Source organism: Brachymonas moutaii (nom. illeg.) (assembly GCF_049977365.1).
Classification (GTDB): Bacteria; Pseudomonadota; Gammaproteobacteria; order Burkholderiales; family Burkholderiaceae_C; genus Brachymonas.
Genome location: NZ_JBNGEN010000001.1, coordinates 205,901 through 217,936, shown reverse-complemented (window position 1 = coordinate 217,936; position 12,036 = coordinate 205,901). Strand labels below are relative to the sequence as shown.

Sequence of the window (12,036 nt, the reverse complement as noted above, 5' to 3'; positions counted from 1 at the left end):
TCAGTTCTTTCCGCGGATGTACTTGTTCACGGCCTGGTTGTGCTGGTGCAGCGAATCGCTGAATTCGCTGGTGCCATCGCCGCGCGACACAAAGTACAGCGCGCTGGAATCGGCCGGGTGGGCAGCGGCTTCGAGCGAGGCCTCGCTGGGCAGGGAGATGGGGGTCGGGGGCAGACCGGCGCGGGTGTAGGTGTTGTAGGGAGTGTCGCGGGTGAGGTCTTCCTTGCGCAGGGTGCCTTCGTATGCCGTCCCCATGCCATAGATCACGCTGGGATCGGTCTGCAGCCGCATGCCCTTGCGCAGCCGGTTGACAAACACGGCCGCCACCATGGAACGGTCGGCGGAATGCCCCGTCTCCTTCTCGACGATGCTGGCGAGCTTGAGCAGGTCGTAGGGAGTCTGCAGGGGCAGGTCGGCCTTGCGGCCCTGCCAGGCGTCGTCGACCTTGCGGTCCATGGCGTGCAGGGACAGCTTGAGAATGTCCAGGTCGGAGGTGTGCTTGACGTACTTGTAGGTATCGGGGAAAAACATCCCCTCGGGGCGCACGTCGGGCCGGTCGAGCGCTTTCATCAGTTCGGCGTCGCTCATGGCGGCAGTATCGTGCCGCAGGGCATCTGCGGTGGCCAGCGCTGCACGCACCTGTCTGAAGTTCCAGCCCTCGCCCAGACGCACCTTGCGCATGGCAAATTCGCCGCGCATGAGCCGACGCAGCAGGGAACGCAGGGAATCGCCCCTGCGGACTTCATAGGGGCCGGCCTTGAATCCGGTGGTGCGCGAACCAAGCCGCAGCCACCACTTCAGCACCTCGGGGGAAACCTGCACCCCTCCGGCCACGGCCGCGCGGCTGATTTCATCAGGGCCATCGCCCGTGTGCACCTGCAGATCCACCACGGGATGCGAGAGATGCAGGGGGCGGCCGCTCCACCAGTACACGCCCCCGGCAGCCAGAGCCAGGGCAACCACAACAGCCACGACTATTTTGCGCACGCGCTATCCTTGTCAGCAGATTTGCAGCCCCTCGCCCGTGCGGCAGAATGCGGGCACGCCCGCGAGGCAAGCCTCCGGGCCGTGGCAGCATTGCGCCTCGCGGACGCGCGGCGATCGAAAAGACCCACATCATAATTCACCATGACAGACACTCCCTTCACCCCCGTGGCCAATCCTCCCGTGATCGGGCATACCCTCTGCGACGGCTTCGTCGATCTCAGCACCCCCGACTCACCCTGGGGCCTGATCGGCGTGCGCGGAGCCGATGCCACACGCTTCCTGCACAGCCAGACCACCAATGACTTCGCCCTGCTGCGTGCTGACGAGGCCCGCCTTGCCGGCTACTGCAGCCCCAAGGGGCGCCTGCTCGCCAGCTTCGTGGCCCTGCGCGTGTCCGAAGAGGGGGCCGAGGAGCCCCACTACCTGCTCATCTGCCGCAGGAATCTGGTGGCCACGGTACTCAAGCGCCTGCGCATGTACGTGCTGCGCAGCAAGGTGCAGATCGAGGACGCCACCGGCAGCATGGGGCTCCATGGCCTGCTGGGCGATGTGGCCCTGCAGGCATGGCAGGCTGCCCCGAACGCCCCGGCATGGACACCCTGGGCCCACGCCCGGCAGACCCTGGCCTCCGGCGGCACCCGGCATCTGGTGGTCGCCTATCCAGCTGCCCAGATGGATGCCGCATTGCCCCGGGTCTGGTGCCTGCAGCCGCTCGATGCACCCCGGCCCGAAGGGCAGGCTCTGCCCTTGTCCGACTGGGAATGGGCAGAAGTGCGCAGCGGTGTCGCCATGGTCGCGGCCGAGACGCAGGAAGCCTTTGTGCCCCAGATGCTCAACTACGAAAGCGTGGGGGGGGTCAACTTCAAGAAGGGCTGCTATCCCGGCCAGGAGGTGGTGGCCCGCAGCCAGTTCCGGGGAGCCATCAAGCGCCGGGCCTACGTGGCTCTGGCTGCAGCCGACGCCGATACCCCTACCCCCTTGCCGGGCACGGAAATCTGGTCCGTGCCCACCGCGGCTGACGCCCAGGAAGCCGAGGTGTGCGGCCTGGTGGCGCAATGCGCACGGGCCGAGCATGGCATGGCCCTGATTGCCGAGCTCCGCATCGAATCGGCTGACCAGGCTGCTCACGGCACCTGCGAGCTGCATGTGGGTGCCCCCGAAGGAGCCGAGCTGCTGCTGCAGCCGCTGCCCTACCCGCTGCGCGAAGACATCTGATCGGCCAGGGTGCCGGGCGAGCCATCCGAGCCCGGCGCCATGGCAGGATCTGCTGATTGACAGCGGGCCATGCCCCGGGGAGAGGTGCCGCGCGTCTTTCCTGCACGCGCACACCTGCCGCCAGCACGCATCCAATGTGCATGAGGCCAGCCCCCGAAGGCTCCGGGAGCCGATGGGGCATCGTCAAAATGGCCTGCAAGGCGCCTTCCACACAAGAAATCGGCGTTATTCCCGATGGGAATGGACGCACGCATGTGGTGCAATGGTTCACAGAACGGCCCAGAGCCTGTTCGCGATGGCGCTGCCGCTGGTGCCGTGACGCGCGACAGCAGCCCTCACACGGCCCATGGCGAACAGGCTCCGAGAAGCCGCACCCCCAGGGAGGAGAACACCCGTGCACATGCAAGCGATCTACGTCAAGACCCCCAAGGGCATCGAGGAAATGACGTCCCGGAAGTACAAGCTCTCCATCAAGGAGCGGCATGTGCTCATCATGCTCAATGGCAAGCGCACCCTGCAGGAAGCCGCTGCCACCCTCGGCCCCGAAGATTCCGGTCCGGTGCTGGGGCGGCTCACTGCCGAGGGATTCATCACGGCCCTGTCCTCCCCAGCAGCCGAACCTGCTCCGTCGGCTGGCGCAGCCCCGGCGGCACCAACCTCCACGGGCGTGTTCGGCTGGGTACGACGCGCCTCGACTCCGGCTGCAGGCTCCTCTCCTGCAGCAGCACCTGCACCAGCATCAGAGCAGGAGCGCTTTGAAATGGCCGGAAACTTCATGTGCAACACGCTCAACGCCTTCGTGGGCATGAGCTGCACGAGCCTGACCGAGCAGGTCGAACGCGCACCCACGCTGGAAGCGCTGCGCGATCTGTACAGCGCATGGCGCGAGGCGATCGCGCTCACACCAGAGGGGCGCAAGGAACTGCCTTCGCTCGAAAATCGCCTCGCGGCTCTCGTGTCCTGAGCCCGCACGCGGCAGCACCCTGCCACTGCCATCCCTGCAGCCCATGTATGCCACCACAGCCGGACGGGCTGCAGCGCCCGTCAGAAGGTGAGGGTCTTGTCGGAAGCCAGCACGGCTTCGGAGAGTTCCGTGAGGTTGCCGATGACACATCCCTCGATCAGGGGCAGGTCGACCGTGCCGCGGTTCTGGGCGCAGGAACGGCACACCTTGATGGTTCCGCCCTGCGACACGAAGGTCTTGATCATGTCTTCCAGGGTCTTGCCGCTGGCATCCTGCTGATTGGGCAGGGCTGCCACCACGGCGTCGGACATCAGGAACATGGTGACCTGGGCCTGCTCGCCTTCCTTGCCGGTGAGCATGAGCGCCAGCCGAAGCGCCGACAGGCAGCGTTCGCTGCCGTAGGGAGAGGCGTGGTTGATGATGAGTACTTTCTGCATGATGGTCCTTTGCTGTCATCGAAAGAGGCCCGGATGGGAACGGGCCATACTTTACTCTTTTGAATAATGAATCCTGCCGGAATCAGGCGAAGGAGTCCGGCAATCGAGGCAAACCTCTGCGCATGGTCAAACTCCAGGCTGACAGAAAAGGCCTGTCACGCCGTCGTCATGCATCACAGGCCCTTGCACTGCATCGCCCCTTCCGCCTCAGGAACGCAGTCCCTTGAGCTTGGCAAAGGCAGAAGCCATGGCGGTTTCGGTGGAAGGCTGGGCGGCGCGGCCATGTCCTGTTCCCCGTTCCCTGTGGGACGTGCCACGCCCAGCGGCAGCCTGCTTGCCTTGTGCTCCCTGCTCTGCCGCACGCCGTGCGGGAGCGGCATCGAGCCGCATGGTGAGGCTGATGCGCTTGCGAGGCACATCCACCTCCAGCACGCGCACCTTGACGATCTGGCCGGTCTTGACGATCTCGCGCGCATCCTCCACGAAGCGGTTGGCCAGCTGGCTCACGTGCACCAGCCCGTCCTGGTGCACGCCCAGATCGACAAATGCGCCGAAGGCGGCCACATTGCTCACCGTGCCTTCGAGCACCATGCCCTCGCGCAGATCGGAGATGTCGTCCACCCCCTCGTTGAAGCGGGCCACGGCAAAGTCGGGTCGGGGATCGCGGCCCGGCTTTTCCAGCTCTGTCAGGATGTCACGCACGGTGATGACACCGAAGCGGTCGTTGGCAAACAGTTCGGGACGCAGCGTCTTGAGCAGCTCGGCACGGCCCATGATCTCGGCCACCGGCCGCCCCGTGCGCGCCAGAATGGCCTGCACCACCGGATAGGTTTCTGGGTGAACACCGGTCATGTCGAGCGGATTGTCGCCACCGCGGATGCGCAGGAACCCTGCGCTCTGCTCGAAGGTCTTGGGGCCCAGCCCCGTGACGTCGAGGAGCTGCTTGCGGTCGGCAAAGGCCCCATGCGACTCCCGCCACTTGACGATGGCACGCGCCACGGCCGGACTCAGGCCCGACACCCGGCTGAGGAGCGGCTCGCTGGCGGTGTTGAGATCGACTCCGACCGCGTTCACGCAATCCTCCACCACCGCATCGAGCGTGCGGGCCAGATCGGACTGGTTGACGTCGTGCTGATACTGCCCCACGCCGATGCTCTTGGGATCGATCTTGACGAGTTCGGCCAGAGGATCCTGCAGCCGGCGGGCGATGCTGGCTGCTCCGCGCAGGCTCACGTCGACATCCGGCAGCTCCTTGCTGGCATATTCGCTGGCGCTGTAGACCGAAGCGCCCGCCTCGCTCACCACCACCTTCTGGATGGCCGGGCGGGGCAGCCCGCCTTCGGTGGCGGTACGCTCCAGCAGACGGATGAGGTCACCCGCCAGCCGGTCGGTTTCCCGGCTGGCCGTGCCATTGCCGATGGCGATGAGTTCCACGCCATGCCGTGCGCAGAGTCTGACGAGCGCCTGCAGACTTCCGTCCCAGTCGCGTCGCGGCTCGTGCGGATAGATGGTGGCCGTTTCCACCAGCTTGCCCGTGGCGTCCACCACGGCCACCTTCACTCCCGTGCGGATGCCAGGGTCGAGCCCCATGACGGCCTTCTGCCCTGCAGGAGCCGCAAGGAGCAGGTCGCGCAGGTTGTCGCCAAACACGCGGATGGCCACCTTTTCGGCATCTTCACGCAACCGGGCAAACAGATCGCGCTCGATCGACAGCGCCAGCTTGACGCGCCAGGTCCATGCCACGCAGCGCCGCAGCAGATCATCAGATGGCCGCCCCTGATGGCTCCAGCCCAGATGCAGGGCAATGCGCCCTTCAGCCAGGCTCGGCGCATGGCTGCGAGCTCCCGGACGAGCGGCATCCCCCGCAGACGCTTCGGGCTCCGGCACCTGCAGGCGCACATCGAGCAGATCGAGCGCCCGCCCCCGGAAGACGGCCAGTGCCCGGTGCGAGGGCACGCGCGCAATGGGCTCGTCGTACTCGAAATAATCACGGAACTTGGCCACTTCGGGATCGGCCTCGTTGCGGCCCGCCACCAGCCGGCTCTGCAGAGCGCCCTCCTCCCACAGCCACTGGCGCAGGGACTGCACCAGCGACGCATCTTCCGCCCAGCGCTCGCTCAGAATGTCGCGCACCCCGTCGAGCACAGCCTGCACGGTGGTGAAATCCTCACCCCCTTCGCCCTTTTCGGCACGCACATGGCCCTGCGCCTCCTGCTCGGGAGACAGGGTGGGATCGGCCCACAGACGGTCCGCCAGAGGCTCGATGCCGAATTCGCGGGCGATCTGCCCCTTGGTGCGCCGGCGTGGCTTGTAGGGCAGATACAGGTCTTCCAGCTCCTGCTTGGTTACCGCGTGGGCAATGGCAGCGCGCAGCACATCGGTCAGCTTGCCCTGCTCCTCAATGCTGCGCAGCACGGCCTCACGCCGCGTGTCGAGCTCGCGCAGATAGTCGAGCCGCTCGGCGAGTGCGCGCAGCTGGACATCGTCGAGGCCTCCGGTCGCTTCCTTGCGGTAACGGGCAATGAAGGGCACCGTGGCTCCACCGCCGAGCAGTTCCACGGCTGCCTGCACCTGCCGGGAAGCCACATGCAGCTCGTCGGCAATCTGTTCGATGATCTTTCGTTCTGACACAACACAGTCCTGCAAAGGGTAAGGCCGTGGCCTCGGGCCAGGGGCAGACGCCTGCACCATGCGGAGGTCCCTGCACAGCCCGAACGGCTGCCACGGCAGCAGCGGCCTAGTGTGCCACAAGCCCTCTGAGTGCCCTGGGGTGGCTGGGCGCCCTCTGCCGGCGTGCTGCGCACTCCGGCACGATGCTTACGTTTCTGTTACCACGCAGACTGCGGCTGCACTGCCGTTTTTCCATGTCCTGGGTGACACTGTCACCCTGCATATATCGACTCAAAGATCAACTCAACAAGGGCTTGCCGATGCTGTGGCGCGTGATGCGAATGATGCTGGGAGGGGTGGTTGCCCTGATCGTCCTCTTTGAGGAGTGGGGATGGCAACCGCTCGCCCAGATGCTGGCCAGGCTGGGACGCCTGCCTCTGTGGGCCCTGCTCGAACAATCCATCCGTCGCCTGCCCCCCTACGCCTCGCTGGCCGTGCTGGGTGCTCCGGTGCTGCTGCTCCTGCCGGTGAAGCTGTTGGCTCTGCACTGGCTTGCGCGCGGGCATGTCGCGCAGAGCATTGCCCTGCTCGTGCTGGCCAAGCTGGGCGGCACGGCCCTGGTGGCCCGCCTTTTCCAGCTCACACAGCCCAGCCTGATGCGTCTGCAGTGGTTCGCAACCTGGTTTCCCCGCTGGATGGCCTGGAAGGCCCTGTGGTTCGAGCGCATCCGTGCCAGCCATGCCTGGCGCATGGGACGCCTCGCTCGCAGAAAAGCCGTCCGGCTCATGGCACGGTTCCGTGCGCTCGGAGCCCGCGTCGAGCCCGACTGAAGGCGCGGTTCCATGCTTTTGTCACGCACCGGCCCTCTGCAGGAGGCGTGGGAAATCGCTGCGCCTGGAGCCTGCGCTATAGTGGCCTCCCGACCCCGTTTCCCATTCCAACAATAGCCTTCAACAAGGAGTGACCCGCATGCGCATCCGTACTGTCGTGCTCGTGATCTTTCTGCTGCTCGTCTCTGTCTTCGTGGCGCTCAACTGGACGGAGCTGTCCCGCGTCACGGTGCTGAACTTCGGCATCACCCAGGCACAGGGGCCCCTTGGACTGGTCATGCTCGGACTGCTGCTCCTCGCGTCCGGCGTGTTTCTGGCCTATGCCCTGGCCATACAGACCACTTCCTTGCTGCAGTTCCGTGAACATGCCCGCGAGATGAAGGCCCAGCGCGAACTGGCCAACAGCGCAGAAGCCAGCCGGTTCAGCGACCTGCAGGCCACCATCACCCGTCTGGATGCCGAATCGCGCGAGCGCGACACCCGGCTGCAGGAATGGTTCGAGACCCGTACCACCCGCATGCAGGAAGCACTCGACACCCGCATCGAACACAGCGGCAACACGCTCGCAGCCTATGTAGGCGAACTGGAAGAACGCCTCTCGCACCTGCCTGCCGAATCCTCCGTTGCAGTCCGCCCCGCCCCTCGTCCGGCACCCGATGCAACAGAACCCGCCGCCCCGCGCAGCGTCTGGACGCGATGACGCCGAATGCCCCGACATGATGCCGGGGCCTCAGAGTGCGGAGGCTATGCGCTGTGCGGATGCGTGGCCAGGGCAGGAGCCCCCTTTTCCGCCGCGCCTCGCATGCCCTGCACGCTGCGTCTGCCCGTAGCCAGCCTGCGCACATACTTGAACGTGCCCGTGGCATGGGCACAGGTCTTGCCTGCGGCATCCACCACGTTGGCCTCGGTAAAGGCCATGGTGGCCGTACGGTGCAGCAGGCGGCCCTGGCACACCAGTTCCCCCTTGGCGGGACGCAGAAAGCTGGTCTTCATCTCGATGGTCACCACCCCCATGCCGGGCTCCACGGAGCGGGCCGCCGCGGCCATGGCCACATCGAGCAGCGTCATGCATACGCCCCCATGCACCACGTCAAAGGCATTGAGGTGGTCTGCAGTCGGCACATGGCGCAGCACCGATTCGCCTTCACTGGCACGCTCCGTGCGAATGCCCAGCCATTCCACAAAGGGAATGACTGGAACAGTGCACCGCACCTCTGCACCACCGGTGATGCAATCCGCGGCCACGGGCTCTGCAGCAGCGGCCCTCATGCCGCGTAGTCCAGCACCACGCGACCGGCAGCCAACTCCTTGATGCGGGCCTTCACAGCCATGTGGGCGGGGTGAACCTGGTAGGCGTCGAGCGTTTCGCGCGTATCGAACACCGAGTACAGCACCACATCCGCATTGGCTTCGAGCCCTTCGGTGCGGATACCGGCCTCCAGCGTCACGATACCGGGAAGCAGGTGACGGCATCCTTCCAGCAGACGCTGGACTTCGGGCGCATCTGCAGGGTTGTGGAGCGTCCATATGACGATGTGCTTGATCATGGTGAAACCGTATGTACAGGTGAAGAGACATGCCCATGCATGTCGGGCATATGAGAGTGGCCGTCAGTATACGAGGGTGTACGGAAGTGTCATGGCCCCTGCGTCGTGGCGCGGGGTGTGGCCCTTGTTCGACAGAAGTCCGTTCGTGAAGGCCCTCGATCACGCGGGGAAGTGACATTCCCGTACACTTGTAACCATCGTGTGCCCTGCGCGGGTGTCCGGCATGTGCATATGCAAGTGCCGGGAATCAGGCGCGCGGCTCCGTTTTTCTTCCCGTTTTTGATTTCACCATGTCCATTCGCTCCCTGCACAAGATTCTCATGACGGCCGGCATGGCCGCCGCATCGCTCTGCGCCCTTCCTGCCCACGCCCTCGAATGGGGTGTGGCTGCAGGCCCCGCCAGCAACCATGGCGTCAAGAAAGTCAGCGTGATTGCCGGCTGGGACCGCCAGGCTCCGCTGTGGCAGGGCGATAAATGGCATCTGGATCTGCACCATGAGGTGGAGCTGGGCTACTGGCATGTTCCCGAAGCCTCCGACATCGTCGAATTCGGATACTCGCCTTTCCTGCGCATGGCCCGGCCCACGCAGGGCGGCGGCAGCTTCTTCGTCGAGGCGTCGGTCGGCGTGCGCGGCCTGTCTCATGTGCGCATTGCCCCCACAAAGACCATGTCCACCGCGTTCCAGTTCTCTGACCAGCTCGGCATGGGTTATCAGTGGGGTTCCCAGCAGCAGAACACGGTCGGTGTGCGTGTGCAGCATGAATCGAACGCCAGCATCAAGACGCCCAACCCCGGCATCAACTTCGGCCTGCTGTACTACCAGCGCAAGTTCCAGTAAGGCCCTGCGCAAGCACCCCGCTCCGGGGTGCCTGCCAATGTCTGTCCCTCCGCCACGCATCCTCCCTGGAGCGTGGCGTTTTTCATGCCGATTCTCGCGCCTCTTCAAGCCCTCACCACCTGCAGCAGTGCCAAGGACAGGCCTGAGGATCAGCCCATCAAAGCCTAGCGCCGGCGCGAAGCTCCGTTCTTCTTGCGGGGTCCGGTGGCTTCCGTACGGGGAGCGCTGGGCCCGCCCGCTCCCCTGCGAGGGGAAGATGCTGCGGCCCCCCCGGTCTGCCGTGGCGGCAGGCCGGTATGCTGGGTCAGCAGCGCCCCACGGGCAGGCGAAGAGGGGCGCATCTCACGGCGATCCCGTCCCGCATTGCCGGGTTCGGCCCCCGAAACACGTGCAGACGGCGTGGAATTGGCACGGCGGGGGCTGTGGTAGCTGCCATCGCCCACGGGTTGCCACGTGGGAATCAGATGGTGCTTGCCATTGCCGATCAGGTCGGCACGGCCCATGGCCTTGAGTGCCTCGCGCAGCAGGGGCCAGTTGTTTGAATCGTGGTAGCGCAGAAAGGCCTTGTGCAGCCTGCGCCGGCGTTCGCCGCGCACCACGTCGACGGCCTCTGCCCGATCGGCCAGCGGGCCATCCGGACGGTGTATGCCCTTGAGCGTGTTCAGGCGTGTGTGGTACATGGCCGTGGCTGTGGCCATGGGGCTGGGATAGAAGGTCTGCACCTGGTCGGCCCGGAAGCCATTGCGCTTGAGCCAGACGGCCAGATGCATCATGTCCTCATCGCTCGTGCCCGGATGTGCCGCAATGAAGTACGGAATCAGGAACTGCTGCTTGCCCGCCTCCTTGCTGAATTTCTCGAACAGCAGCTTGAACCGATCGTAGGTCCCGATGCCGGGCTTCATCATCTTGGACAGAGGACCGGTCTCGGTATGCTCAGGGGCGATCTTGAGATAGCCCCCCACATGGTGCTGGACGAGCTCGCGTACATATTCAGGCGAGCGCACAGCCAGGTCGTAGCGCACGCCCGAGCCTATGAGTACCTTGCGGATGCCGGGAAGCTTGCGCGCACGACGATAGATCTGGATGAGCGCCCCATGGTCGGTGCGCAGGTTCTGGCAGATGTCGGGATAGACGCAGCTCGGCTTGCGACAGGCTGCCTCGATCTCCGGGCTTCGGCAGCCCAGGCGGTACATGTTGGCCGTCGGCCCCCCCAGATCGCTCACCACCCCGGTGAAGCCTTCCACCTTGTCGCGCATGTCCTCGATCTCGCGGATGATGGAATCCTCGCTCCGGCTCTGGATGATGCGTCCTTCGTGCTCGGTGATGGAGCAGAAGGTACAGCCCCCGAAGCAGCCACGCATGATGTTGACCGAAAAGCGGATCATCTCCCAGGCCGGAATCTTGGTAGCGCCATCGTGACGCCCCTGTTCATCGGCATAGACAGGGTGCGGACTGCGGGCATAGGGCAGACCAAAGACCCAGTCCATCTCCTCGGTGGTGAGAGGAATGGGCGGGGGATTGAGCCACACGTCCCGTGCTGTGGAGTCCGTGCCATGGGCCTGCACGAGGGCACGTGCATTGCCGGGATTGGTTTCGAGGTGCAGCACGCGGTTGGCATGGGCATAGAGCACCGGGTCTGCCTTGACCTGTTCATAGCCCGGCAACCGGATGACAGTGCGCTCCCGGGGCGGACGACTCACACGCACAGACGCAGGTGCTGCTGCCTGGCGCAGGATGCGGATGGGCTGCTCGGCAGACTCTGCCCCGGGCACGTCCGATCCTGTGGCTGCGCATGCAGCATCCGTGGCCCGTTCGCTGGTGGTCTGGTAGGGATTGAGGTGCTCCTCGACCCGCCCCGGCTGGTCGACCTCGGTGGAGTCGAGCTCGTACCAGCCTTCCGGCGAGTGGCGCATCACGAAGGCAGTGCCCCGGATGTCGGTGATGCGCTCCATGGGCTCGCGCCGCGCCAGACGGTGCGCCACTTCGACGAGTGCACGCTCGGCATTGCCGTACAGCAACAGGTCACACTTGCTGTCCACGACGATGCTGCGGCGCACCTTGTCGCTCCAGTAATCGTAATGGGCAATGCGGCGCAGACTGCCTTCGATGCCACCGAGAACGATGGGTACATCCTTGTAGGCTTCCCGGCACCGCTGGCTGTAGACGATGGCGGCACGATCGGGCCTGCGGTTGGCGGCTCCGCCGGGCGTATAGGCATCGTCACTGCGGATCTTGCGGTCGGCCGTGTAGCGGTTGATCATGCTGTCCATGTTGCCCGCCGTGACACCCCAGAACAGATTGGGACGCCCCAGTGCCTTGAAGGGCTCGGCGCTCTGCCAGTCCGGCTGCGCAATGATGCCTACCCGGAATCCCTGGGCCTCCAGAACCCGGCCGATGACGGCCATGCCGAAGCTCGGGTGATCCACATAGGCATCCCCCGTCACCAGGACGATGTCGCAGCTGTCCCAGCCGAGCTCCTCCATTTCGGCGCGGCTCATGGGAAGAAAGGGAGCGGTGCCGAATCGCTTGGCCCAGAAGGGGCGGTAGCTGAACAGCGCGGGGGGCCGCTCGGCGGCGGAAAGGGGGCCATTTGACATGCCCCGTATT

11 protein-coding genes are annotated in these 12,036 nt (G+C 65.3%); 5 read left to right on the top strand and 6 right to left on the bottom strand.

Features of this window, described 5'->3' with window-relative positions:
- Complete coding sequence (mltG, locus tag ACP2WS_RS00985) at positions 1 to 987, bottom strand: endolytic transglycosylase MltG (protein ID WP_426459067.1); 987 nt, start codon at positions 985 to 987, stop codon at positions 1 to 3.
- 141 nt (positions 988 to 1,128) lie between these two features.
- On the opposite strand from mltG, the gene ygfZ reads away from it, so the two are divergent.
- On the top strand, positions 1,129 to 2,202 hold the full coding sequence (ygfZ, locus tag ACP2WS_RS00980; protein WP_426459066.1) for a CAF17-like 4Fe-4S cluster assembly/insertion protein YgfZ: 1,074 nt from the start codon (positions 1,129 to 1,131) through the stop codon (positions 2,200 to 2,202).
- Between the two features lie 394 nt (positions 2,203 to 2,596).
- Entirely contained in the window at positions 2,597 to 3,166 is a 570-nt protein-coding gene (locus ACP2WS_RS00975) for a hypothetical protein (protein WP_426459065.1), read from the top strand.
- 80 nt (positions 3,167 to 3,246) lie between these two features.
- Here ACP2WS_RS00975 and ACP2WS_RS00970 read toward each other — a convergent pair whose 3' ends face one another.
- Together ACP2WS_RS00970 and ACP2WS_RS00965 are read right to left on the bottom strand one after the other, a co-directional pair.
- On the bottom strand, positions 3,247 to 3,603 hold the full coding sequence (locus ACP2WS_RS00970; RefSeq protein ID WP_374493874.1) for a DsrE/DsrF/TusD sulfur relay family protein: 357 nt from the start codon (positions 3,601 to 3,603) through the stop codon (positions 3,247 to 3,249).
- 207 nt (positions 3,604 to 3,810) lie between these two features.
- Positions 3,811 to 6,294 carry a Tex family protein gene (locus ACP2WS_RS00965; protein WP_426459064.1) on the bottom strand — a complete coding sequence of 828 codons (2,484 nt, stop codon included), beginning with the start codon at positions 6,292 to 6,294 and terminating at the stop codon, positions 3,811 to 3,813.
- A 254-nt stretch (positions 6,295 to 6,548) separates the two neighbouring features.
- On the opposite strand from ACP2WS_RS00965, the gene ACP2WS_RS00960 reads away from it, so the two are divergent.
- Both ACP2WS_RS00960 and ACP2WS_RS00955 read left to right on the top strand, forming a co-directional pair.
- A complete protein-coding gene (locus ACP2WS_RS00960) occupies positions 6,549 to 7,043 on the top strand; it encodes a hypothetical protein (protein ID WP_426459563.1) in 495 nt (164 codons plus the stop codon).
- A 139-nt stretch (positions 7,044 to 7,182) separates the two neighbouring features.
- Positions 7,183 to 7,743: a hypothetical protein gene (locus ACP2WS_RS00955; protein WP_426459063.1), complete on the top strand. Its 561-nt coding sequence runs from the start codon at positions 7,183 to 7,185 to the stop codon at positions 7,741 to 7,743.
- 44 nt (positions 7,744 to 7,787) lie between these two features.
- Here ACP2WS_RS00955 and ACP2WS_RS00950 read toward each other — a convergent pair whose 3' ends face one another.
- Together ACP2WS_RS00950 and ACP2WS_RS00945 are read right to left on the bottom strand one after the other, a co-directional pair.
- The gene (locus tag ACP2WS_RS00950; RefSeq protein WP_426459062.1) at positions 7,788 to 8,312 is read right to left on the bottom strand and encodes a PaaI family thioesterase; all 525 of its coding nucleotides are present in this window, start codon (positions 8,310 to 8,312) and stop codon (positions 7,788 to 7,790) included.
- Positions 8,309 to 8,590: a Dabb family protein gene (locus tag ACP2WS_RS00945; RefSeq protein ID WP_374493883.1), complete on the bottom strand. Its 282-nt coding sequence runs from the start codon at positions 8,588 to 8,590 to the stop codon at positions 8,309 to 8,311. The genes ACP2WS_RS00950 and ACP2WS_RS00945 overlap by 4 nt, the downstream gene beginning before the upstream one ends.
- A gap of 290 nt (positions 8,591 to 8,880) precedes the next feature.
- Here ACP2WS_RS00945 and ACP2WS_RS00940 point away from each other — a divergent pair, with 290 nt between their 5' ends.
- On the top strand, positions 8,881 to 9,429 hold the full coding sequence (locus ACP2WS_RS00940) for an acyloxyacyl hydrolase (RefSeq protein WP_426459061.1): 549 nt from the start codon (positions 8,881 to 8,883) through the stop codon (positions 9,427 to 9,429).
- Positions 9,430 to 9,593: 164 nt separating this feature from the next.
- Here ACP2WS_RS00940 and ACP2WS_RS00935 read toward each other — a convergent pair whose 3' ends face one another.
- On the bottom strand, positions 9,594 to 12,026 hold the full coding sequence (locus tag ACP2WS_RS00935; RefSeq protein WP_426459060.1) for a YgiQ family radical SAM protein: 2,433 nt from the start codon (positions 12,024 to 12,026) through the stop codon (positions 9,594 to 9,596).
- Between the last annotated feature and the right edge of the window lie 10 nt (positions 12,027 to 12,036).